The sequence below is a fragment of the Klebsiella aerogenes genome (genome assembly GCA_029027985.1).
GTDB lineage: Bacteria > Pseudomonadota > Gammaproteobacteria > Enterobacterales > Enterobacteriaceae > Klebsiella > Klebsiella aerogenes_A.
Genome location: CP119076.1, coordinates 792,412 through 816,606, shown reverse-complemented (window position 1 = coordinate 816,606; position 24,195 = coordinate 792,412). Strand labels below are relative to the sequence as shown.

The following is a 24,195-nucleotide window of genomic DNA, read 5'->3' as shown; positions in this document are numbered from 1 at the left end:
TGAATGTCGTTTTTAATTAGTGTAGCGTTGGCTTGCGTACTTCCGGCGCGGTTGGCTGCTGGCGTGCGAAGGTATCGTGGCACAGTAACGCGGCGACGCGTACGTACTCGATAATCTCTTCCAGAGACATTTCCAGTTCTTCCTGATCTTCATCTTCGTCGTAGCCGAGCTGCGCGATGTTACGCAGGTCATCAATGGCTTCGCCAGTCTCATCTTTCACTTTATCCAGCTTCGGCTGGGTCACGCCAAGGCCGAGCAGGAAATGGTTCACCCAACCCGCCAGCGCGTCGGCACGGTCGAAGACGCTGACGTCGTCGCCTTCCGGCATATACAGCTGGAACAGGAAGCCGTCATCTTCCAGCGAATCGCTGGTGGCGGAATGCATGCTACGCAGGGCCTGGGCCAGTTCGTGGCCGAAGGCGAGGCCTTCGTTGGTCAGGTCATGCACCAGCGGCTGCCAACTGCTGTCGGTGTTGCCGCCGCAGAGGATCCCGCTTATCAAACCGTGCATTTCGGCTGGGGTTAATCCCACCCCTTGTTGGTTCAGTAACTGGTCTACATCCTTGTAACCAGGCATTTCGTTCTGTATAGACATGCGCATTCATCATCGTTGGGAGGAATATTCATGATATGCTACCACTTTGGACCCTGGTGAACCAGAAAAGGGCTTGTATCCCCACACCAGGGTAGCTATAGTGTCGCCCCTTCGCAGACCCGGGTTCGGGTGCGAAGGTAGCGCAGTCAATCAGCAGGAAGGTGGCATGTCTGCACAACCCGTAGATCTCCAAATTTTTGGTCGTTCACTGCGAGTGAATTGCCCGCCTGAACAAAGGGATGCCCTGAATCAGGCAGCTGAGGACCTTAATCAGCGGTTGCAAGATTTAAAAGAACGCACTAGAGTCACAAATACTGAGCAGCTGGTCTTCATCGCCGCGTTGAACATCAGCTATGAGTTGACTCAGGAAAAAGCGAAGACCCGCGACTACGCCTCCAGTATGGAACAGCGCATTCGCATGCTTCAGCAGACCATCGAACAAGCATTGCTTGAGCAAGGTCGCATAAGCGAAAGAGCGGGGTCGAAGTTTGAATAACACTTTGCAGTTAACTGTGTTAGAGTAATCGCAAGAACAAAATTTCTCTGAGATGTTTGCAAGCGGGCCAGTCCCCTGAGCCGATATTTCATACCACAAGAATGTGGCGCTCCACGGTTGGTGAGCATGCTCGGTTCGCCCGAGAAGCCTTAAAACTGTGACGACGCATTCACCTTGAACCAAGGGTTCAAGGGTTACAGCCTGCGGCGGCATCTCGGAGATTCCCTTCTTTATTTCGCATTCCCCCCATATCCCTGTTTTCGGCTAAAGCCGCACTGTATTACACTTGCTCGTATCGTTTCGCTTGCTCGCAATGAGATCAGCATGACACTACAGCCAGATACCCCGCTCTCCAGACAGCAAATCCGCCAGCAAATCCGTCAGCGTCGACGCGCGCTCAGCCCCGAGCAACAACGCCATTTCGCCCGGCAGGCCGCGGAGCGGATGATGGCTTATCCGCCGATGGTGCTGGCCCGTACTGTCGCGCTGTTCCTCTCCTTTGACGGCGAACTGGATACCCAACCGCTGATCGAGCAGCTATGGCGCGCGGGCAAACGGGTTTATCTGCCGGTGCTGCATCCGTTTAGCCCCGGCAACCTGCTGTTTTTACACTATCATCCGCAAAGCCAGCTGGCGCTCAATCGCCTGAAGATCCGCGAACCACAGCTCGACGTGCGCGACGTCCTGCCGCTTGCCGAGCTCGATGTGCTGATTACCCCTCTGGTGGCCTTCGATGCCAGCGGCCAGCGCCTGGGAATGGGCGGCGGCTTCTACGATCGCACCCTGCAAAACTGGCGGCAGTATCGCCTGCAGCCGGTAGGCTACGCCCACGACTGCCAGCAGGTGGCTTCCCTGCCAAGCGAAGAGTGGGATGTCCCGCTGCCGGCTGTGATTACGCCAGGTAAAACCTGGCGCTGGTAAGACTGCGGGTAATTGACTTTGCTTTTTTTTTCGCCTAAATTCTCGGTGAAGGGTGAGGGAGGCGAACCTCCCTCCTGCTTTCTCTCTGTTAATATGCTGGGTAAGCGATGATTAACAAGATAAGCAGCATGATGAAGAGTCTCATCATCGTCCCTTTCCTTTTTGAGCCCCTGCTTCGGTAGGGGCTTTGCCGTTTCAGCCCCATGCTGCGCTCCTATCGTAAGTCCGTTTCCAACAGGCACAACCAGCCCTCCCCCGCTTTAATTACCGTTTGCGGCGAGCCTCGCAAAGGGATGTACGCGGGGGACGAGAATTGCAGACAGAGGGCTGTTAACAGGGGGTAGCGGGCAGGTTCGCGACCTGCCCGTGAGGCAATAAAGATTAGAACAGCAGACGGGCGCGGATAGTGCCCGGGATAGCTTTCATCGCCAGCAGCGCCTGCTGCGCGACATCGCCGTCGGCTTCGATATCAATAACCACGTAACCCATCTGCGGGGTCGTTTGCAGATACTGGGCAGCGATGTTGATATTCTGCGCGGCGAAAATCTGGTTAATTGCAGTGAGGATGCCTGGACGGTTTTCATGGATATGCAGCAGACGGCGACCGCCGTGCAGCGGCAGAGAAACCTCCGGGAAATTCACCGCCGACAGCGTTGAACCGTTGTCGGAATACTTCGCCAGCTTACCGGCCACTTCCAGACCGATATTCTCCTGCGCTTCCTGAGTCGAACCGCCGATGTGCGGGGTCAGGATCACGTTATCAAATTCGCACAGCGGGGAGTTGAACGGATCGCTGTTGGTCGCAGGCTCGGTTGGGAAGACGTCGATCGCCGCCCCGGCCAGGTGTTTACGCGACAGCGCATCGCACAGCGCCGGAATATCCACTACCGTGCCGCGAGAGGCGTTGATCAGCAGCGCGCCCGGCTTCATCAGCGCCAGCTCTTCCGACCCCATCATATTTTTGGTGGAGGCGTTTTCCGGCACATGCAGGCTGACGACGTCGCTCATGTTCAGCAGATCGGAGAGATGCTGTACCTGCGTGGCGTTACCCAGCGGCAGTTTGTTTTCAATGTCATAGAAGTAGACATGCATTCCCAGCGATTCCGCCAGAATGCCGAGCTGGGTACCGATATGGCCATAACCGATAATCCCCAGTTTCTTGCCGCGCGCTTCAAAGCTGCCCACCGCCAGTTTATTCCATACGCCGCGATGCGCCTTGGCGTTGGCTTCCGGCACGCCGCGCAGCATCAGCAGCAGTTCGCCGATCACCAGCTCCGCTACCGAACGGGTGTTCGAGAACGGGGCGTTAAATACCGGGATCCCCCGCTTTGCCGCCGCGTCGAGGTCAACCTGATTGGTGCCGATACAGAAGCAGCCGACCGCCACCAGTTTTTCCGCCGCGGCGAAGATCTCTTCAGTCAGATGAGTACGGGAACGCAGGCCGATGAAATGGGCATCACGGATCGACGCTTTCAGCTGTTCACTATCCAGCGCGCCTTTGTGAAATTCGATGTTGGTGTAACCTGCCGCACGAAGGTTATCGATTGCTTTTTGATGCACACCTTCAACTAGCAGAAATTTAATCTTGTCTTTTTCCAGTGATACCTTAGCCATTTCCCCGTCCTGTTTTTATTGGTACTGATGTCGTGCTGAACAAAAACTCTTCCAGCAACATATCAAAAAAAACTATCGCGGCAATATGAACGTTTGCCTCGCCGACCTGAAGAAATATCACGTTGAGGGAAAAGACAGGACAAAACACCAGAAAGGGAATGAACAGCAGATTGTTACTCAGGAAGGTTACGCAAATGTGACACAAGTCACCAAATTTGGGCCAGAGAAAAAAATTTGGGGGGAAGCGAGAAACTTCCCCCGGATCGCCTTATTTGCTGACGATGGTTTGCACGCCGTCGGCGGTACCGATCAGCGCCACGTCAGCGCCGCGGTTAGCGAACAGACCGACGGTCACCACGCCCGGAATGCCGTTAATCGCATTTTCCAGCGCGATAGCATCGAGGATTTCCAGACCGTGGACATCGAGGATCACGTTGCCGTTATCCGTCACCACGCCCTGGCGATATTCCGGGCGGCCGCCCAGTTTCACCAGCTGACGCGCGACGGCGCTACGCGCCATTGGGATCACTTCCACCGGCAGCGGGAAGTTACCGAGGATATCAACCTGCTTGGAAGCGTCGGCGATGCAGATAAACTTATCGGCAACCGAAGCGATGATCTTCTCGCGGGTCAGCGCCGCGCCGCCGCCTTTGATCATCTGCATATGGCCGTTAATTTCATCTGCGCCGTCAACGTAGATCCCCAGGCGGTCAACAGAGTTGAGGTCGAACACCGGGATACCGAGGCTTTTCAGCTTCTCGGTAGAAGCGTCGGAGCTGGAGACCGCCCCTTCGATCTGCCCTTTCATGGTGCCCAGCGCATCAATAAAATGCGCCGCCGTGGAGCCGGTACCGACACCAACAATGGTGCCTGGTTGTACATATTGCAGCGCTGCCCAGCCGACTGCTTTTTTCAGTTCATCCTGCGTCATGATTATCGTCCGAGATGTGAATACTTACCGCGCATTATAGAACATCGATGGATGAAATGTCCCTGCGATGGCGATCACACATCTGAGCAGACCATTTTCGCCTTTATCAAAAACGAATTTATGTCATAGTGCGGGTTAACGAAAAGTTATGGGGGTACGCCAAAACAATGAAACGACCGGACTACAGAACATTACAAGCGCTGGATGCGGTGATTAGGGAACGTGGGTTTGAGCGCGCCGCGCAGAAGCTATGTATTACACAGTCCGCCGTCTCACAGCGTATCAAACAGCTGGAAAACATGTTCGGCCAACCGCTGCTGGTGCGTACCGTGCCGCCGCGTCCGACCGAACAAGGGCAAAAGCTGTTAGCCCTGTTGCGCCAGGTTGAGCTGCTGGAAGAGGAGTGGCTGGGCGATGAACAAACCGGCTCCACGCCGCTGCTGCTGTCGCTGGCGGTCAACGCCGACAGCCTGGCGACCTGGTTGCTGCCGGCGCTGGCCAACGTGCTATCCGACTCCCCTATTCGCCTCAATCTGCAGGTGGAAGATGAAACCCGCACCCAGGAGCGCCTGCGCCGCGGAGAAGTGGTCGGCGCGGTGAGTATTCAGCCGCAGGCGCTGCCAAGCTGCCTCGTCGATCAACTCGGCGCGCTGGATTACCTGTTCGTTGCCTCAAAGGGGTTTGCAGAACGCTACTTCCCTAACGGCGTCACGCGTTCGGCGCTGCTGAAAGCGCCGGTGGTCGCTTTTGATCATCTGGACGATATGCACCAGGCGTTCCTGCAACAAAACTTCGATCTGCCGCCTGGCAGCGTGCCCTGCCATATCGTCAACTCGTCAGAAGCCTTCGTGCAGCTGGCGCGTCAGGGCACCACCTGCTGTATGATCCCGCATCTACAGATTGAAAAAGAACTCAAGAGCGGCGAGCTTATCGACCTGACGCCAGGTCTGTTCCAACGCCGCATGCTGTACTGGCACCGCTTCGCGCCGGAAAGCCGCATGATGCGCCGGGTGACCGACGCGCTGATCGATTACGGCCACAAGGTGCTGCGCCAGGATTAAACGACAGGCATAAAAAAAGCCACTTCACTGAAGTGGCTTTTTTGTCGCGACGGCTTACTGAGCCGGTTTCGGCGCTTCGGCAGGTTTCTCCGACGCGGCTGGCGCAGCGGCCTGTGCAGGCTGCAGTTCAAAGACCACGTCAACCTGGTCATCAAACTGGATAGTCGCCTGCTCGTAGGTTTCCTGCGCGGAGACCGGCGCGGCGTCAGCGGCCTTCATCATACGAACCATCGGGCTCGGCTGATAATTGGAGACATGGTAACGCACGCTATAGACCGGGCCCAGCTTGCTGTGGAAGCCTGCGGCCAGCTCCTGCGCCTGATGCACCGCGTCGTCGATCGCCGCTTTACGCGCTTTATCTTTGTAGGCGTCAGGTTGCGCCACGCCCAGCGAAACAGAACGAATTTCGTTAAGACCCGCCTTCAGAGCGCCGTCCAGCAGACCGTTAAGTTTTTCGAGCTGACGCAGCGTGACTTCCACGGTGCGCACCGCGCGATAGCCTTTCAGAATGCTTTTCCCATTCTGATAGTCGTAATCAGGCTGGGTACGCAGGTTCGCCGAGCTGATATCTTTTTTCGCAATGCCGTTCTTTTCGAGGAAAGAAAGGTACTGCGCCACGCGGTCGTCAGCCTGTTTTTTCGCTGATGCCGCATCTTTTGCCGCCACATTAACCTCAATCGCCAGAGTGGCGATATCCGGAACCGCGTCAACGCTTGCTGTGCCTGAAGTCACAATATGCGGGCCATCGGGCAATTCATTTGCCTGTACCGCCATCGTGCTGAATCCGAGTGCTGCCGCCAGGGCTAAGACTTTTAACTTCACTGTCGTTTCTCCATCTTGCTTAGTTCGCCCATGTTAAGGACGCATGCCAGCTAGCTTAGCGCTTACGCGCAGAAAGTCCATCGGACTAAGCCTGGTTGATAAGCATCTGGATATGTTGCAGGCCATCTTTCGCCAACTGTAGGGCGATAAACCACATCACCAGCCCGACGAGAATATTGATGATCCGCTGCGCCCGCGCGGTGCGCAAACGCGGCGCCAGCCACGCCGCCAGCAGCGCCAGACCGAAGAACCATAAAAACGAGGCGCTAATCGTGCCCAGCGCGAACCAGCGCTTCGGTTCGACCGCCAGCTGGCCGCCAAGGCTCCCCAGCACCACGAAGGTATCGAGATAAACATGCGGATTCAGCCAGGTCACCGCCAGCATGGTGACGATAATTTTCCAGCGCCCTTGTTTCATCACCTCGGCGCTGGCCAGTTCGAGATTGTCGCTCATTGCCGTTTTCAACGCGCCGAAGCCGTACCATAGCAAGAAGGCGACACCGCCCCAGGTCACCAGCGCCAGCAGCCACGGCGACTGCATCAGCAACGCGCTACCGCCGAAAATACCGGCGCAGATTAATACCAGATCGCTGAGCGCGCACAGTAGCGCAATCATTAAATGGTACTGCCGACGGATCCCCTGATTCATCACGAAGGCGTTTTGCGGCCCAAGCGGCAGAATCATCGCTGCGCCCAAGGCAAGCCCTTGAAAGTAATACGATAGCATTTCTTATTTTCCGGTTAGCTCGTTCATGCCGAAGAATATAGCGCGATCAAATCATTAGCGGAAATTGATAATTTTAATCATTAATAAGTAAGACTAATATTGCAGGCAAAAAAAGACCGGCAGCGCCGGTCTTACTCAATAACAGAAAAAATTACTGCGCTTTTTGCTGCGGGGTAACCATATGCACATCCATCTGCTGATGCGGGAAACTGATGCCGTTGGCGTCAAAATCGCGCTTAATACGCTCCAGCACATCCCAATACACGTTTTGCAGATCACCGCTTTTGCTCCACACGCGCACCACGAAGTTTACCGATGAAGCCCCCAGTTCATTCAGACGAACGGTCATTTCACGGTCACGCAGGATACGGTCATCAGATTCGATAATGGCGGTCAGTAACTGTTTCACCTTATCGATATCGGCAGTGTAAGGAACACCGATAATAAACTCATTACGGCGCGCCGGTTCACGGGAGAAGTTAATGATATTGCCAGCGATGATTTTGGCATTCGGCACGACCACGATTTTGCCATCGACGGTACGCAGGGTGGTGGAGAAAATCTGCACGTTCTGCACGGTACCTGCGATGCCGCCGAGATCGACGTATTCGCCAGCGCGGAACGGACGGAACATCACCAGCAGCACGCCTGCCGCAAGGTTTGACAACGATCCCTGCAACGCCAGACCAACGGCCAAACCGGCGGCGCCGAGTACGGCGATCACCGAGGCCGTCTGTACGCCTACGCGGCCCAGTGCGGCAATCAGCGTAAAGGCGATAATCGCATAGCGCACCAGCGCGGAGAGGAAATCGGCAACAGTGGCATCAATCTTACGCGCCAGCATCAGGCGGTTGACGGTATTAGAGACAATGCGCGCCACGATCATACCGATGATCAGGATAACGATAGCCGCTACGATGTTGACGGCATAGCTCAGCAGCAACTCCTGGTTGCGCGCCAGCCACGTGCCGGCGTGGTTGATGCTATCGACAACGTTCAAATCTTCCATTTAGTAATCCTTGGGTCATATCAAAAAAAAGCAAATGAGATCATTCTCACGAAAATGACCTTTTAAAGGTAAACAAAAACCACCGAAGATGCCATTTCTCAATCTGATCCAGATGAAAGCAATGTTGTTTCACGCTTGCGCAGGACAATCCACCATCCGCAAAAATCCGCTGACTAACACGTCTTTGTGTTCAAACTTCCGGGCGATTTCACTGACTACTTTGCCGCTACCGGCGTTTTTCCACGCAACGGAGAGCGGAGAAGGCTGGCGGGCATTGGCGACCGCACGGGCCACCAGCGCCCCGGACTCCAGGTAAGAACGACACATCCGTTCCGGTAAAAAACCCACCCCCAGGCCGCTGAGATGACAGGCCAGCTTGGTGCTGAGGTCCGGCACCTTAATTTCTTTTTGCCCATTGAGCAGCCAGGCGACGCGGCGGGTTAGCGTCCGCGACGTATCCTCGATATTGATCGCTGGATAGCGACGCAGCATATCATCAGACAGCACCGCGGCGGGGTGATTGGCAAGCGGATGGTTCTGCGCCACCACAAACTGCCAGCGAATATCACCGAGCGGCAATAAGGAGATATTGTTCGACAGCGATTCCGAGCCGGTGACGCCAATCGCCAGTTGGAAATCGTCATATAACAGCGAATCCCAGACGCCCATATAGACCTGGCGGGAAATCTGAAAGCGGGTAAAGGGAAACTGCTGATGCAGCCAGGTCAGCAGATCCGCGGCGGTTTGCGGTTGATACAGCAGGTTATTGATAACGATATTGACCTGCCTTTCCACACCGGCATTAATTTGCTGGAGTTCATCGGGCATCACGTCGAGCCAGTTAAGCCACTGTCGGCAATGCTCAAGCAGATGCTGCCCGGCCAGCGTCAGGCTCACCGAGCGGGTCGTTCGCAAAAAGAGCTGCGTCCCCACCTGCTCTTCCAGCGTTTTGATGCGATAGCTAATCGCCGCGGGCGTTTTATGCAGCGTGCTGGCCGCGCGGGAAAAACTTCCGGTCTCAGCGACCTGAATAAACGTGCGGATGGTTTCCTGATCGAGCATGCATTCTCCTTGAGTCCACTTTCTGTAACCAATGCTGCGCGAATGCAATTCCCAGTAGCGTATCAGCGCCTGAAGTATGGCCAACCGCCAGCAAGCGCTGAATAGCCCGCTGCGGATCGCTTGTCGACTGCAGCCCGCGCATCACTTTAACGACCGGTAGCGAAAACTCGCCCCGTCTGGCGCTATTCAGGTAGCTACAGCTTACCGAAGTTGTCAGCGACACAAGTTGATCCGCCGGGGGGATAAATGATTTCAGGCAGCAGGAAAACCCCGCGCCGTGCAGCGCCGCCAACATCCCGGCAAGCATATCATCGCCGCTGGGGGTTAATCCCGGCCCGTTGCCGATAAGCCAGCGCCAGTCCGGACGCTCGCCGCGGTACCAACGCTCAAGCTCGCTGACTAATGATGAATAAAACGGCATATCCGCCAGTGGCTGATTGAGCGCGCCGCACAGCCCGCTGGAGTGGGAATAAGCAGAAAGATCGAGAGGGAGCGCATTGCCGGTGTGGAGAGGTAATTTGAGCGTCCGGCGTGGACGAATCAGCACGCCCGCCCCCCACAGTAACGCCCCGTGTTTGACCAGCCGCGTCAGATGCCCCAGCCGTGCAAACTGCGCGCTGCTCATCAGAATGCCCGTCGGACCTATCCCTTTGCCATAGCGGAATAACGTCAGCAGGGAGCCATCGGCGTGGCAAAAATTGATCGCCTGCGAAAATTGGCTATGGCGTTGCCACACGCCGTCCGCCAGCTGCTCAAGGCCCGTGCAGGCAAGTGCGTTGATCGTTTTCATCGCGGTGACTCCGGGGCGGCGAGGCCGCCCCTTTTTCCAATCAGGCGGTGATATGGTGCAGTTCCGCCAGCGCTTCCAGCGCTTTCTCAAAGCACAACAACGGCGCCCGGACGGTTCCCGCCCCAACCTGACCAATACCCGCTTCGCGATGGGCGATCCCGGTATTGATAAGCGGCGTGATACCAGTCTCCACGACCCGACGAACATCCAGCCCCAGACAGGCGCCCTTGAAATCCCAGGAAGGGATCTGGAACAGCGGGTTGTTGGCGAGGTAAATTTCAGACATCTCTTCCGAGGTCTCCAGCGCAGCGCCCATTCCACCTGCGCCGACAAAGCGCGTGACGCCCGGGGCGGCAATCATCGCCGCCCCGCCGATCCCCAGCGTTTCGGTAATCGCGCTATCGCCGATATCCGGGTTGGCGTCGGCCTGACTGTAGCCGGTGAAGAACAGCCCCTGCGGCGTATTCACCGGCGCGGTAAACCAGCGGTCGCCGGTACCGCTAACGCGAATGCCAAACTCGCGACCGTTGCGGGTCATCGCGGTCACCACTGAACCGGCTTTAATTTCCGCCGCCGCATCCATCACCGCTTTGCTGTAGGCCATCGCCAGGTTAAGGAAAAACTGATCGGTCACGCTAAGGAACTGCAATACCGCGACAATCTCTGCATTCGGCCGATCCAGACCAGCAATCACCGGCGACAGCGTACGCAGCAGCAGCGATGAAGCGGCGATATTACGCTGGTGAAACTCATCCCCCATGGTAATTGCCTGCGCCATCATTGCCGTCAGGTCAATGCCGTTTTCCATGCGCGACAGCGCGTCCTGCAGCACCGGCGCGAGGGTATCGCGCATCCAGCGCAGACGCATCTGCACGTCCTCGCCGTAGGCCCCAAAGCGCATCACTTTGCCAATCCCTTCATTAAGGTTGCAGCACGATTGATTGCCATGAACCACATCGCGCACCACCAGCACCGGCATATTCGCCGAGGTGATCCCGCCCATCGGTCCTACTGCGCCCACGTGATGACAAGGGATGAATTCCACCTCGCCCTGCTCCAGCATGCGCACGGCGTCTTCTTCGCTCGCCGCCCACCCTTCAAACAACGACGCGCCAATACAGGCTCCGCGCATCGGCCCGGTCATCTCCAGCCAGGCGATCGGCGGCCCGGCGTGCAGTAATTTACGTCCAGAAGATAATTCAGCCACCGCGTCTTTCGCAGGGCGTACCGCAACCCAATGCGGGCGCGCGGCTTTCATTCGTTCGATAATGGCTTCGTTAGCCTGTGCAATAGATGAGTACATATCCATACCTCTGAACTTAATGTAACTGCTTGAGTAAACTGGCGAGATGAGCGTTGCCGCCGGCAACAGGCGCCCACTGGTAATGCACCACCGGCGTACCGCTGCTTTGCAGATCCAGCGCGAAGCTGCGCAATCCGGCATTGATAACCTGAACGCCGTCGAGCAGCGGGTTGTGCGCTGCCGATTCACAAGACGGTTGATGCTGCGTCAGACTAACCGCCAGCAGCACCGCCTCTTCGAGGGTATCCACCACCGCAATCCCGGCCTCGCGCAAGATGGCGATCTGCCCGCTCCGCCCCTGCGGGTCGGCATCTGTGCCGGTCATGGTGGCGATGACGACCAACGGTGTGGCGCGTTTGCCGCGAACTTGCTCGACGGCTTCCACCACGGCGCCAGCCGGATCCGCACAGGCGCCGTAGCCCAACACTACATCCAGCAGCAGCACGCCGACTTCCGGCATGGCCGCCAGCTTCTCGATTTCAATGCTACGGGTGGTCGGGTCGATCATCGGATGCGGTCTGCCGAGGGTGTAGCTATCGTCGCCAAGATCGACAATGCGGTGCCCGTCGGCTTCCAGCATCACGCCGTCGGCGTGGCTGTCGCTCACAGGGATCCCCAGATTAGCGGAGAGCAGCATCGCAGCCTCGGCGGCGAGGGTGCCGCCAGCATACAAACCATAAATTCCCTTGCCCGCGACCTGCGGCTGGCTCTGCCGCTGCTGCGCCACGCGCATCAGCAGTACCGACAACTGCGCGGCATCCGCCAGCGAATTCGCCAGCCAGACGTTGCCCTCGCGGCACTGCTCGGCGCGGCTGCCAAGGAACAGCGCCACCACCGGTTTATGCTGTTTTTGCATCGCCGCAATAATGCGGGAACGAACCTGCGGCGACGGCGGTTTCGAAACAAAGGCGATAACCTGCGTCGCGCTGTCAGCCGCCAACATCTCCAGCGCGGTCAGGGCGCTGATACCGCCGACTTCAGCGCTGAGATCGCGCCCGCCAAGGCCGATAGCGTGGCTAATTCCCTGCTGGTGCAACGCCACCTGCGAGGTGATTTCCTGGATCCCGGTCCCTGACGCGCCAATCACGCCAATCCCGCCCTGCGGCAAAACGTTGGCAAAGGCCAGCGGGCTGCCGGCGATCATCGCCGTTCCACAGTCCGGCCCCATCACGATAAGCCCCTTCTCGCGGGCCAGCGTTTTCAGCTCCACCTCTTGCTCCAGCGAGACGTTATCGGAGAACAGCATGACGCTCTTGTTCGCCAGCAGCCCCTCTTTCGCCACTCCGGCGGCGTACTCGCCAGCCACCGATACCAACAGCAGGTTAGCGTCCGGCAGTTTCTGGCAAGCGCTCTCCCAGCGCCGCGCCTTAATCAGCTGCGTAGAGCTTCCCGACGCATTGGCGATAGCGCTCAGCTCTTTCTCTAACTGCTCGCGGATTAAATCGAGGATTTCCGGCTGCGCTTCATGGGTGCGTACCGCTACGCAAATATCATTAGGCGTGGCTTCGGTAAAATCCGGGTGCCAGAAACCGGTCGATTCCAGCATCGATTTATTCGCCGGGGTTCCCATCATCACCGAAACCTGATCCACTTCCGGGCGTTCACTTAATTTGCGGGAAATAATCATCAGGCTCACGGAGTCCTGAAAGCTTCCCTTTTTAATAAAAGCGTAAATCATTACCGCTACCTCTTTATGTGCGTTTTTCTTTTAAAAACAGCATGGCGACCAGACCAACAACCAGCAACCCGGCGGAAACATAAAAACTCGATGCCAGACTGCCGGTAATATCACGCGCCGCGCCTGCAATAATTGGCGCCAGAATCGATGAGCTCATGCCGATAAAATTAAATAAACCAAATGCGGTGCTGTAATTGGTTTCATCGACGCTATCGGCAACCAGCGCCACCAGCACCGGATCCAGCGCCAGTTTGCCGACCAGGCCATACACGCACAGCGCGGCGATGACCCCGCCCATGCTCGGCATCCAAATAATTGACAGCATGCTGGCGATCGCCACCGGCACGAGGAACAGAATTAATGGTTTACGGCGGCCTAATTTATCCGACAGGCCAGAGAACAGCAGCGCGCCGGGAATAGAAATCCACGCAACCAGCGATGAAATAAATCCAGTTTCACTACCGGCAATGCCGCGTTCATTTTGCAGATAATAAGGAAGCCAGGTCAGAATCACGAAGAATCCGAACAAACTGCAGAACACCATGATATAAGTCAGAATTAAATTACGGTTTTTCAGCAGATCGCTAAATTTGCCTTTTTGCACCGGCTTACCGTCGGCGTCAGCGGTACGCTTTTTCTCTTTCACGAATAGCCAGATGGCAATCCCGACCAGCACCGATGGTACCGCCATGGCGTAGAATGGCATCCGCCATGAATAGCCCAGATCGTAAACCAGCCAGCTCGACGTCATCAGGCCAAGGGCAATACCGAAGGCCATGCCGCTATTGATAATCGCGCTACCCAGCGAACGGAATTTTTTCGGGATCTGCTCAGAAGACAAACCGTACTGCGGGCCATAATACGTTCCCTCGCCAGCGCCGGTGATCGCACGGGCAAACAGCAGCATATACCAGCTTTTTACCCAACCGGTGACGGCAGTAAATACGCCGAACAGAATAAACCCTGGCACCAGCACTTTTTTCTTACCAATTTTGTCGCCGAGAATTCCCGCCGGGACCTGCAGCAAAGCGTAAGAAAAATAAAAAACAGAGTTGAGAATACCTAATTGCGTGCCGCTTAAACCAAACTCTTTTTCCAGTTCCCCCATCACCGGATTTAATACCGTGCGGTCGGCATACATAAATACCCAACCTAACCAGAAAAGAAATACCGTGACCCACCAGGCCGGTATTCCTTTTCTTTTCGTCACCTCGGTGACCTCATACGTTCCTGACATAAGTTTTCTCCCGGCAATATTCGCCTCATGGCATCACAGCCGATGCGTGAGGGATTGATGATTTAACTACGGTAACCATATCGGGCTAACCACAAATTTCTTTTGAACAAAGTCACACAAAACTTATTGTTTTAAATTACTAAAAACTGGCATCAGCATTATTAAAAAAAATCTAATAATCACTTTAAAAAATATTTAAATAAAAGCAGCGAATATAATATTTATTGGCGAGATATTTTTGACTCTCCATGAAGTGGCGATCTCATCACATTACCAGAGCGCTAAAACGATATTTTTAGCGCACATCCTTTTGTTCAATGAGGTCATCATGAAAAAGAAAATTGTCATTGCGCTGGGCGGTAATGCGTTACTGCAGCGCGGAGAAGTGCTTAGCGCGGAAAACCAGCAGCGCAGTATTCAACTCTTTGCCCGGATGGCGGCTGAATTAGCCCGTGATTATCAGTTGGTGATCGTACACGGCAATGGCCCGCAGGTTGGCTTGCTGGCGCTGCAAAACGCCGCCTATAGCGAGTCCCCCGCCTGGCCGCTGGATATTCTGGTGGCGGAAAGCCAGGGGATGATTGGTTTCGCTATCGCCCAGGAGTTGATGCAATACGCTGGCGGTACACCGGTTAGCACCCTAATGACCCGCGTGGAGGTAGCGGCGAATGATGACGCCTTTGCCGCCCCCGGTAAATATATCGGCCCGGTGTATCCGCCGCAGCAGCAGGCGGAGTTGGAAAAACGCTATGGTTGGCAGATGAAAGCGGACGGCGGTTATATCCGCCGGGTCGTTCCGTCGCCGAAGCCGCTGAATATTGTTGATAGCGCGGCGATCGAGACGCTGATGGATGCCGGTCATCTGGTGATTTGCTGCGGCGGCGGCGGGATCCCGGTGGTCGCCGGGACGCACGGCTACCGAGGGGTGGAAGCGGTTATCGATAAAGATCTGACGGCGGCGGCGCTTGCCAGCGCGATTAATGCCGACCATCTGCTGATTCTGACGGATGCCGATGCCGTGTATGCCGATTGGGGAACGCCGCAGGCCCGCCCGCTGCATCATGTCACCGTTGCTACGCTCGCGCCGTTTGCCGCGCCAGACGGCGCAATGGGTCCGAAAGCGGAAGCGGTGATTCAGTTTGTCGAGCATACCGGGAATCGCGCGTTTATCGGCGCGTTAAAGGATGCGCCGCAGATACTGGCTGGCAAGAAAGGCACCTGCGTAACCCGCTAAAAAAAATGGCTTCCCGTAGGAAGCCATTTTTATACCGGCCAGGAAGGAAAACGTCGTTTTCCTTCCTTACGCTCGCAGCATACGAAATTACAGAACGTCGATCGCGTTCAGCTCTTTGAATGCCTGCTCCAGACGAGTCACCATTGAGGTCTGAGCAGCACGCAGCCATACGCGCGGATCGTAGTATTTCTTGTTCGGCTGGTCTTCGCCTTTCGGGTTGCCCAGCTGGCCCTGCAGGTAAGCTTCGTTGGTTTTGTAGTACTGCAGGATACCGTCCCAGGTCGCCCATTGGGTATCGGTATCGATGTTCATTTTCACTACACCGTAGCTTACGGAGTCTTTGATTTCCTGAGCGGAAGAACCGGAACCGCCGTGGAAGACGAAGTTCAGGCTGTTGTGCGGCAGGTTATGTTTCTTAGAAACATATTCCTGAGAGTCGCGCAGGATGGTCGGGGTCAGAACCACGTTACCCGGCTTGTAAACGCCGTGTACGTTACCGAAGGACGCCGCGATGGTGAAACGCGGGCTGATTTTGCTCAGTTCGGTATACGCATAATCAACGTCTTCCGGCTGGGTGTACAGAGCGGAAGCGTCCATGTGGCTGTTGTCCACGCCGTCTTCTTCGCCGCCGGTGCAACCCAGTTCGATTTCCAGAGTCATGCCCATTTTGGCCATACGAGCCAGGTATTTAGAGCAGATCTCGATGTTTTCGTGCAGGGACTCTTCAGACAGGTCGATCATGTGGGAAGAGAACAGCGGTTTGCCGGTAGCGGCGAAGTGTTTTTCACCCGCGTCCAGCAGACCGTCGATCCACGGCAGCAGTTTCTTCGCGCAGTGGTCAGTGTGCAGGATAACCGGCACGCCGTAGTGTTCAGCCATCTGGTGAACGTGATGCGCGCCAGAGATAGCACCAAGGATTGCCGCGCCCTGAGGAACGTCAGTTTTCACGCCTTTGCCCGCGATGAACGCCGCGCCGCCGTTGGAGAACTGAACGATAACCGGAGAACGAACTTTAGCAGCAGCTTCCAGAACGGCGTTGATGGAATCAGTTCCCACGCAGTTTACCGCTGGCAGAGCAAAGTTGTTTTCTTTAGCTACCTGGAACACTTTCTGAACGTCGTCGCCAGTGATGACGCCCGGTTTTACGAAATCAAAAATTTTAGACATGTTACTTAGTCCTGTATCTGTATCTTCGACCGTTGAAGAAGGTTCGCGAGCTGTACAAAGTTGTACGTTAGCGCGCTGAAAAACAGGCGGGTTTCCCCGCCTGAACTAAATTACTGCTTAGCGCGCTCTTCGAGCATGGCTACTGCCGGCAGAACTTTGCCTTCCACGAATTCGAGGAATGCGCCGCCGCCAGTGGAGATGTAGGAGATTTTGTCAGCGATACCGAACAGGTCAATCGCCGCCAGGGTGTCGCCGCCGCCTGCGATAGAGAAGCCTTCGCTGTCTGCAATAGCATTAGCGACGATTTCAGTACCTTTACGGAAGTTCGGGAATTCAAATACGCCGACCGGACCGTTCCACAGGATGGTTTTCGCGTTTTTCAGGATATCAGCCAATTTCTGTGCGGAAACGTCGCCGAGGTCCAGAATCTGCTCTTCATCTTTGATGTCGTTAACGGATTTCAGGGTCGCGGCGGCAGTTTCAGAGAATTCGGTCGCGACGCGTACGTCAGTCGGAACCGGAATATCGCAGGTGCTCAGCAGACGCTTAGCTTCGTCAACCAGGTCAGCTTCGTACAGGGATTTACCGACATTGTGGCCCTGAGCGGCAACGAAGGTGTTCGCGATACCGCCGCCGACGATCAGCTGGTCAGCAATTTTGGACAGTGAGTCCAGAACGGTCAGTTTGGTGGACACTTTAGAACCGCCAACGATAGCGACCATCGGACGAGCCGGTTCTTTCAGCGCTTTACCCAGTGCGTCGAGTTCAGCCGCCAGCAGCGGGCCTGCGCAAGCGACATCGGCGAATTTACCGATACCGTGGGTGGAAGCCTGTGCGCGGTGCGCGGTGCCGAAAGCGTCCATCACGAATACGTCGCACAGCGCAGCGTATTTCTTAGACAGCTCTTCGTCGTCTTTTTTCTCACCTTTGTTGAAGCGCACGTTTTCCAGAACCACCAGTTCACCAGCGGCAACGTCAACGCCATCCAGGTAGTCTTTAACCAGACGTACCGGGTTAGACAGTTTGTCTTTCAGGTAATTAACAACCGGCAACAGAGAGAATTCTTCGTTGTATTCGCCTTCAGTCGGACGACCGAGGTGAGAAGTCACCATTACTTTAGCGCCCTGTTTCAGCGCCAGTTCGATGGTCGGCAGGGAAGCACGGATACGCGCGTCGCTGGTCACTTTGCCATCTTTAACGGGTACGTTCAGATCGGCACGGATGAAAACGCGTTTACCAGCCAGATCCAAATCGGTCATCTTAATTACAGACATGGTGAATCCTCTCGTTGATTCTTGATAAAGTTTTGCAAGCGCCGTAGCGCTTTACCTGAAACCTTGCGCGGCCATCGCTAACGTCGTGTCGAGCATTCGGTTAGCAAAGCCCCATTCGTTATCGCACCAGACCAATGTTTTGATCAGATGCGTGCCACTGACCCGGGTTTGCGTGCCATCGACGATGGCGCTATGCGGATCATGGTTAAAATCTGTCGAGACCAACGGTAATTCCGTATAGTCAACTATACCATGAAATGTTCCCTGTGCTGCTTTTTGCAGCAATTGGTTGACTTCACAGGCCTTTACCGGTTTTTTCACCGTCACGCTCAGGTCAATTGCCGTAACGTTAATCGTCGGTACGCGTACCGCGATCGCCTCAAAACGATCGTTAAACTGCGGGAAAATACGGGTGATCCCCGCTGCAAGTTTAGTATCAACCGGAATAATGGATTGACTGGCCGCACGCGTGCGCCGCAGATCCGGATGATAGGCATCGATCACCTGCTGATCGTGCATGGCGGAGTGGATTGTCGTTACCGTTCCTGACTCAATGCCGTAGGCATCATCTAGCAGTTTAATGACCGGAATAATGCAGTTGGTGGTACAGGAGGCGTTAGAGACAATGCGGTGCTCCGCGCGCAGCTCGTCATGGTTGACGCCGAAGACGACCGTTGCGTCGAGATCGTTGCCGCCAGGATGTGAAAAGAGCACTTTCTTCGCGCCAGCCTGAAGATGGGCTTCGCCATGTTCACGGCTACCGTATACGCCGGTACAGTCCAGCACGACATCCACCGCCAGTTCCTGCCACGGCAGCGCCGCAATGGAAGGCTCATGCAGCAGACGAACGACATCATCGCCGACATACAGCTGCTCTCGTTCCTGGCGAACATCCCAGGAAAAACGGCCATGGCTGGTGTCGTACTTCAATAAATGCGCGATGCCTGCGGCATCCGCCAGTTCATTGATCGCCACCACGGTGATTTCCGCACGACGCCCGGATTCATATAAGGCACGAACCACGTTGCGTCCTATGCGACCGAAGCCATTAATCGCAATGCGTATGGTCATAGGTCTCCTGCAAGATTATCCCTGATTTGAGGTGGCTGACAGAGTAATCCAGCAACGCCTTCAGGGGAACCTTACCTGCCGCAAACTGCGACTGATTGGTTAATTGTCGAACATTTATACGACTGAAACGCTTCAGCCAGAATAAGCCAAAGTCGGAATAAAAGGAATGATTGTCCAGATCAATAAACCAGCTATATGACTTACGTCACATTTTTGATGGAATAATTTACAGCTGTATTACATGAATCAGGAATAGCAGATACAAAAAAGCCGGGTAGCGGGGTAAAAGTAAAACGGTAACCCAGGGGTTACCGTTTTTGGTATTTGCACCCTCTCCTGTGGGAGAGGGTTGGGGTGAGAGCATCAGCCCGCACCGTAATAGCGATTACAGCAGCGCTTTCGCTTTCGCGACCACGTTATCGACGGTGAAGCCGAACTCTTCGAACAGCAGCTCTGCCGGCGCAGACTCACCGAAGGTGGTCATGCCAACGATAGCGCCGTTCAGGCCAACGTATTTGAACCAGTAGTCCGCGATACCGGCTTCCACCGCCACACGGGCAGAGACCGCTTTCGGCAGTACGGATTCACGGTACGCCGCATCCTGCTTGTCGAACGCGTCGGTGGACGGCATGGAGACCACACGCGCCTTCACGCCTTCGGCAGTCAGTTTGTCCCACGCGGCTACCGCCAGCTCAACTTCTGAACCGGTAGCGATGAAGATCAGTTCCGGCTGACCGGCGCAATCTTTCAGTACGTAACCGCCGCGGGCAACGTTCGCCAGCTGTTCCGCGGTACGTTCCTGCTGCGCCAGGTTCTGACGGGAGAGGATCAGCGCGGTCGGGCCGTCCTGACGCTCTACGCCGTATTTCCACGCGATCGCGGATTCCACCTGGTCACACGGACGCCATGTGCTCATGTTCGGGGTCACGCGCAGAGAAGCCACCTGTTCGACCGGCTGGTGAGTCGGGCCGTCTTCGCCCAGACCAATGGAGTCATGGGTATAGACCATCACCTGACGCTGTTTCATCAGCGCCGCCATACGTACCGCGTTACGCGCATATTCCACGAACATCAGGAAGGTGGAGGTGTACGGCAGGAAGCCGCCGTGCAGCGAGATACCGTTAGCAATCGCGGTCATACCGAATTCACGCACGCCGTAATGGATGTAGTTACCCGCGGTGTCTTCGTTGATAGCTTTAGAACCAGACCACAGGGTCAGGTTGGACGGCGCCAGGTCGGCGGAACCGCCGAGGAACTCCGGCAGCAGCGGGCCGAACGCTTCAATGGCATTCTGCGAGGCTTTACGGCTGGCGATTTTCGCCGGGTTCGCCTGCAGTTTGGCGATGAATTCGTTGGCTTTCGCGTCGAAGTCAGACGGCATGTCGCCTTTCATACGACGGGTAAATTCTGCCGCTTCCTGCGGGAAGGCTTTCGCGTAGGCGGCGAACTTCTCGTTCCATGCCGCTTCTTTGGTCTGACCGGCTTCTTTCGCATCCCACTGCGCGTAGATGTCAGACGGGATTTCGAAGGCCGGGTGATGCCAGCCCAGGGCCTCGCGGGTCAGCGCAATTTCCGCGTCGCCCAGCGGCGCGCCGTGGGAGTCGTGGGTGCCCGCTTTGTTCGGCGAACCGAAGCCGATGATGGTTTTGCACATCAGCAGGGACGGTTTGTCGGTGACCGCGCGTGCTTCTTCGACCGCGCGTTTGATGGCGTCAGCGTCGTGACCGTCAACGCCGCGCACCACGTGCCAGCCGTAGGCTTCAAAGCGTTTAGCGGTATCGTCGGTGAACCAGCCTTCAACATGGCCATCAATGGAGATGCCGTTGTCATCATAGAACGCCACCAGTTTACCCAGTTTCAGGGTACCGGCCAGGGAGCACACTTCGTGAGAAATGCCTTCCATCATGCAGCCATCGCCCATGAAGGCGTAGGTGAAGTGGTCAACGATGTCGTGACCCGGACGGTTGAACTGCGCCGCCAGCGTTTTTTCCGCGATGGCCATACCGACCGCATTAGCGATACCCTGGCCCAGTGGGCCGGTAGTGGTTTCCACGCCTGCGGTGTAACCCACTTCCGGGTGACCCGGGGTTTTGGAGTGCAGCTGACGGAAGTTTTTCAGTTCTTCGATCGGCAGATCATAACCGGTGAGGTGCAGCAGGCTGTAAATCAGCATGGAGCCGTGGCCGTTGGACAGCACGAAGCGGTCGCGATCGGCCCAGGACGGGTTCTGCGGGTTATGGTTCAGGAAATCACGCCACAGGACTTCGGCAATGTCAGCCATGCCCATCGGGGCGCCAGGGTGGCCGGATTTGGCTTTCTGTACAGCGTCCATGCTCAGCGCACGAATAGCGTTGGCAAGCTCTTTACGTGAGGACATTTTGACTCCAGTTCGGATGTTGGAAGGCCATGCCCTTAACGACTTGACGAGAGCGCGTTTTGGGCTACGCCGGAAAAAAGTGTGAACAATGTAACCCAAGCGACAAAGCATGTACATGGAGCATCCTTTTGCCTATTTAAGAAATCTCTGGAACACGTTGTGCTGCCCCGGAATCCACTCGCCCGGATAATGAGATACTATTTATACTTTGCACAGGACGAGGCGGGTCCGTCGTCGCCCATTTTTCGGATAAAAAACCATAAGATTGTGGAAGATAAAAATGAAAATTCGCTCAACCGTTCTTGCCTTTGGGATCGCAGCAACGCTTACCGGCTGTCAGAACATGGACTCCAACGCTCTGCTCAGCTCAGGCGCCGAAGCATTCCAGGCTTACTCTCTTAACGACGAGCAGGTGAAAACCTTAAGCGACCAGGCCTGTAAAGAGATGGATGCCAAAGCCACTATCTCTCCGGCTGGCAGCGAGTACAGCAAACGCCTGAGCAAAATTGCCTCCGCGCTCGGCGATAACATCAACGGTCAGGCGGTCAACTACAAGGTCTATGAAACCAAAGACGTTAACGCCTTTGCGATGGCCAACGGCTGCATTCGCGTTTATAGCGGCCTGATGGATCTGATGAACGACAACGAGGTCGAAGCGGTGATCGGCCACGAAATGGGCCACGTGGCGCTTGGCCACGTCAAGAAAGGCATGCAGGTCGCGCTGGGCACCAACGCCGTGCGCGCGGCGGCGGCCTCCGCTGGCGGCATTGTCGGCAGCCTGTCGCAGTCGCAACTGGGCGATCTGGGCGAAAAACTGGTGAACTCGCAGTTCTCCCAGCGCCAGGAATCAGAAGCGGACGACTACTCTTACGATCTGCTGCGTAAACGCGGCATCAATCCATCGGGTCTGGCCACCAGCTTTGAAAAACTGGCCAAGCTGGAGTCCGGTCGTCAGAGCTCGATGTTTGACGATCACCCGGCATCGGAGGAACGCGCTCAGCATATTCGCGATCGTATGAAAGCCGACGGGATTAAATAATCGACAGCGGGAGGCATTATCGCCTCCCTTTTTTATATATCAGAGGAAAATATTTAGCCGCATTAATTGATAACTTAAGCGCACAAACCGTTAATTATTACCAGGACTCATCGCAGCCAATTATTTCTTCTCCCTCTGCTGAGAAAAATATTATTTGGTAAATTAAAAATGCCGCACATGATCCGTCTTTCAGAACCCCCTTCCCCCAGATAATAAATAGTCCACCCTTGCAGCCTGAAGACTGGCGCCATGTGGCATACAACCTGTTTCTTGCCGATATATCTGCTCACACAATGATTGCTTTTGACATTATTTCAGGAGAATATCTGAGTTGAAGTCATTCCCTTGAATATATCGACAGACAGAGATGTACCCTCAGTGAGAAAAGAATTATCGTTAATCGCACTTGGCATTATTATCGCCGCACCAGCCTTTGCCAGCCAACAATCAAATAGTCAGGGTTTTATTGAAGACAGCCACCTGGATCTCTTTTTACGCAACGCTTATATCAAGCGCGACTATCGCGATGGCCTGGCGGATAAAGCTGAATGGGGTCAGGGTATCATCGCCACCTTCGCATCCGGCTTTACCCAGGGGCCAGTCGGTTTCGGCGTTGACGGCATTGCACAGTACGCTGTGCGGCTTGACGGCGGTCGCGGCCGCAGCGGCGCGGGCGGCATCGACTTTTTCGCCCAGGATGACGATGGCCGCGCAAAATCTGACCTCGCTAAATTCGGCGCCACCGCCAAAATGCGCTTCTCCAATACGGTACTGAGCTACGGCAGCCAGCGTCCGATGCTGCCTATCGTCTACGCCGACGACTCACGCCTGCTGTACGAGAGCTACACCGGCACGATGCTGACCTCCAGAGAAATTGACGGTCTGGAAATTAATGCCGGTTACCTCACCGATCAGCAGCGCAAAAGCGACGACAGCCACAACAGCGGCCTGAAGAGCCTGGCCTTCGGCGGCGCCAGCTATCAATTCAACGACCAGTTCAGCGGCGCGCTATACGCTTCACACGTCGAAGATGTGCTGAATAAGCAGTATCTCGGCCTGAACTACAAGCAGCCATTCGCCGCCGACCAGCAGCTGGTGCTGGATTTCAACGGCTACAACTCACGGCTGGATCAAAAATATGCCGATGCCAATGATACCGGGCGCAGCAACAGCATCTGGAGCCTGGCCGCCAGCTATATCTGGGATATCCACACCTTTAAAGTCGCATACCAACAGAGCAGCGGCAGTACCGGCTACCACTACGGCGGTTATCAGAATCAGGGCGGCGTCGGCGACGGCGGCAACACCATCTGGCTGGCCAACTCCTATTGGTCCGATTTTAACGGCGAAGATGAACGTTCCTGGCAAGCATCTTATGGACTGGATTTTGCCGGACTGGGTTTACCAGGACTGACCTGGACCACTGCCTACGTACGCGGCGATAACATTAAAACCGCGGAAACCAGCAATGGTAAAGAACACGAATGGTTCAACCAGTTGCAGTACCAGGTACAAAACGGCGTAGCGAAGGATTTGAAATTCAGATTGCGCTACTCGGTGCTGCGCGTTTCCAGCAATGCCAGCGACTATAACGTCAGCGGTAATGAAGTGCGGTTCTACGTCGAATATCCGTTTAACGTGTTTTAACCCTGCAATGAACCCTCTCCTGCGAACCGGCCCTCTCCCGACGCGCAGGAGCAACCGTCCGGCGCCTTGATTAACCCCCTGTGCCGCACGGTACCCTCTCCCTGGAAGGGGGAGAGGGTTGGGGTCTATTTTACGGATGA

General features: G+C 55.6%; 21 protein-coding genes and 1 other RNA gene. 7 read left to right on the top strand and 15 right to left on the bottom strand.

Going from position 1 to position 24,195, the window contains the following annotated elements; genetic code table 11:
• Positions 1-16: 16 nt before the first annotated feature.
• Positions 17-595: a YecA family protein gene (locus tag PYR66_03970; protein ID WEF28902.1), complete on the bottom strand. Its 579-nt coding sequence runs from the start codon at positions 593-595 to the stop codon at positions 17-19.
• A 166-nt stretch (positions 596-761) separates the two neighbouring features.
• Here PYR66_03970 and zapA point away from each other — a divergent pair, with 166 nt between their 5' ends.
• From zapA to PYR66_03955, 3 genes are all read left to right on the top strand, one after another.
• Entirely contained in the window at positions 762-1,091 is a 330-nt protein-coding gene (zapA, locus tag PYR66_03965; GenBank protein ID WEF28901.1) for a cell division protein ZapA, read from the top strand.
• A 41-nt stretch (positions 1,092-1,132) separates the two neighbouring features.
• Positions 1,133-1,316: non-coding RNA, 6S RNA (ssrS, locus tag PYR66_03960), on the top strand.
• A 99-nt stretch (positions 1,317-1,415) separates the two neighbouring features.
• On the top strand, positions 1,416-2,012 hold the full coding sequence (locus PYR66_03955) for a 5-formyltetrahydrofolate cyclo-ligase (protein ID WEF28900.1): 597 nt from the start codon (positions 1,416-1,418) through the stop codon (positions 2,010-2,012).
• Between the two features lie 381 nt (positions 2,013-2,393).
• On the opposite strand, the gene serA is transcribed toward PYR66_03955, so the two are convergent.
• Together serA and rpiA are read right to left on the bottom strand one after the other, a co-directional pair.
• Positions 2,394-3,626, bottom strand: coding sequence for a phosphoglycerate dehydrogenase (serA, locus tag PYR66_03950; GenBank protein ID WEF28899.1), 1,233 nt, complete (start codon positions 3,624-3,626; stop codon positions 2,394-2,396).
• Between the two features lie 268 nt (positions 3,627-3,894).
• Positions 3,895-4,557, bottom strand: coding sequence for a ribose-5-phosphate isomerase RpiA (gene rpiA / locus PYR66_03945; protein WEF28898.1), 663 nt, complete (start codon positions 4,555-4,557; stop codon positions 3,895-3,897).
• 167 nt (positions 4,558-4,724) lie between these two features.
• Between rpiA and argP the strand changes: the two genes are divergently transcribed.
• The gene (gene argP / locus PYR66_03940; GenBank protein ID WEF28897.1) at positions 4,725-5,618 is read left to right on the top strand and encodes a DNA-binding transcriptional regulator ArgP; all 894 of its coding nucleotides are present in this window, start codon (positions 4,725-4,727) and stop codon (positions 5,616-5,618) included.
• A 54-nt stretch (positions 5,619-5,672) separates the two neighbouring features.
• Here argP and PYR66_03935 read toward each other — a convergent pair whose 3' ends face one another.
• From PYR66_03935 to PYR66_03900, 8 genes are all read right to left on the bottom strand, one after another.
• Positions 5,673-6,440, bottom strand: coding sequence for an oxidative stress defense protein (locus PYR66_03935; protein ID WEF28896.1), 768 nt, complete (start codon positions 6,438-6,440; stop codon positions 5,673-5,675).
• 85 nt (positions 6,441-6,525) lie between these two features.
• Positions 6,526-7,167, bottom strand: a complete 642-nt coding sequence (gene argO, locus PYR66_03930) for an arginine exporter ArgO (protein WEF28895.1) — start codon at positions 7,165-7,167, stop codon at positions 6,526-6,528.
• Between the two features lie 151 nt (positions 7,168-7,318).
• On the bottom strand, positions 7,319-8,176 hold the full coding sequence (locus PYR66_03925; protein ID WEF28894.1) for a small-conductance mechanosensitive channel MscS: 858 nt from the start codon (positions 8,174-8,176) through the stop codon (positions 7,319-7,321).
• Positions 8,177-8,305: 129 nt separating this feature from the next.
• Positions 8,306-9,238 carry an HTH-type transcriptional activator AllS gene (gene allS, locus PYR66_03920; GenBank protein ID WEF28893.1) on the bottom strand — a complete coding sequence of 311 codons (933 nt, stop codon included), beginning with the start codon at positions 9,236-9,238 and terminating at the stop codon, positions 8,306-8,308.
• Positions 9,195-10,028 (bottom strand): DUF2877 domain-containing protein, encoded by an 834-nt coding sequence (locus PYR66_03915; protein ID WEF28892.1) that lies wholly within the window; start codon positions 10,026-10,028, stop codon positions 9,195-9,197. Before PYR66_03915 ends, allS begins: the two co-directional genes overlap by 44 nt.
• A 40-nt stretch (positions 10,029-10,068) precedes the next feature.
• Positions 10,069-11,331: a DUF1116 domain-containing protein gene (locus PYR66_03910; GenBank protein WEF28891.1), complete on the bottom strand. Its 1,263-nt coding sequence runs from the start codon at positions 11,329-11,331 to the stop codon at positions 10,069-10,071.
• 16 nt (positions 11,332-11,347) lie between these two features.
• A complete protein-coding gene (locus PYR66_03905) occupies positions 11,348-13,009 on the bottom strand; it encodes an acyl-CoA synthetase FdrA (GenBank protein ID WEF28890.1) in 1,662 nt (553 codons plus the stop codon).
• A gap of 13 nt (positions 13,010-13,022) precedes the next feature.
• On the bottom strand, positions 13,023-14,246 hold the full coding sequence (locus PYR66_03900; protein WEF28889.1) for an MFS transporter: 1,224 nt from the start codon (positions 14,244-14,246) through the stop codon (positions 13,023-13,025).
• 328 nt (positions 14,247-14,574) lie between these two features.
• On the opposite strand from PYR66_03900, the gene PYR66_03895 reads away from it, so the two are divergent.
• Positions 14,575-15,480 (top strand): carbamate kinase, encoded by a 906-nt coding sequence (locus PYR66_03895; protein WEF28888.1) that lies wholly within the window; start codon positions 14,575-14,577, stop codon positions 15,478-15,480.
• A gap of 87 nt (positions 15,481-15,567) precedes the next feature.
• Here the strand turns inward: PYR66_03895 and fbaA are convergent, their stop codons facing one another.
• From fbaA to tkt, 4 genes are all read right to left on the bottom strand, one after another.
• On the bottom strand, positions 15,568-16,647 hold the full coding sequence (fbaA, locus tag PYR66_03890) for a class II fructose-bisphosphate aldolase (GenBank protein WEF28887.1): 1,080 nt from the start codon (positions 16,645-16,647) through the stop codon (positions 15,568-15,570).
• 110 nt (positions 16,648-16,757) lie between these two features.
• Positions 16,758-17,921 (bottom strand): phosphoglycerate kinase, encoded by a 1,164-nt coding sequence (gene pgk / locus PYR66_03885; protein WEF28886.1) that lies wholly within the window; start codon positions 17,919-17,921, stop codon positions 16,758-16,760.
• A gap of 51 nt (positions 17,922-17,972) precedes the next feature.
• Positions 17,973-18,992 (bottom strand): erythrose-4-phosphate dehydrogenase, encoded by a 1,020-nt coding sequence (epd, locus tag PYR66_03880; protein ID WEF28885.1) that lies wholly within the window; start codon positions 18,990-18,992, stop codon positions 17,973-17,975.
• Between the two features lie 385 nt (positions 18,993-19,377).
• Positions 19,378-21,369, bottom strand: a complete 1,992-nt coding sequence (gene tkt / locus PYR66_03875; protein WEF28884.1) for a transketolase — start codon at positions 21,367-21,369, stop codon at positions 19,378-19,380.
• A 280-nt stretch (positions 21,370-21,649) separates the two neighbouring features.
• Here tkt and PYR66_03870 point away from each other — a divergent pair, with 280 nt between their 5' ends.
• Together PYR66_03870 and PYR66_03865 are read left to right on the top strand one after the other, a co-directional pair.
• Entirely contained in the window at positions 21,650-22,408 is a 759-nt protein-coding gene (locus tag PYR66_03870) for a M48 family metallopeptidase (GenBank protein ID WEF28883.1), read from the top strand.
• 378 nt (positions 22,409-22,786) lie between these two features.
• Positions 22,787-24,055: an OprD family outer membrane porin gene (locus PYR66_03865; protein WEF28882.1), complete on the top strand. Its 1,269-nt coding sequence runs from the start codon at positions 22,787-22,789 to the stop codon at positions 24,053-24,055.
• The last annotated feature ends 140 nt before the right edge of the window (positions 24,056-24,195 follow it).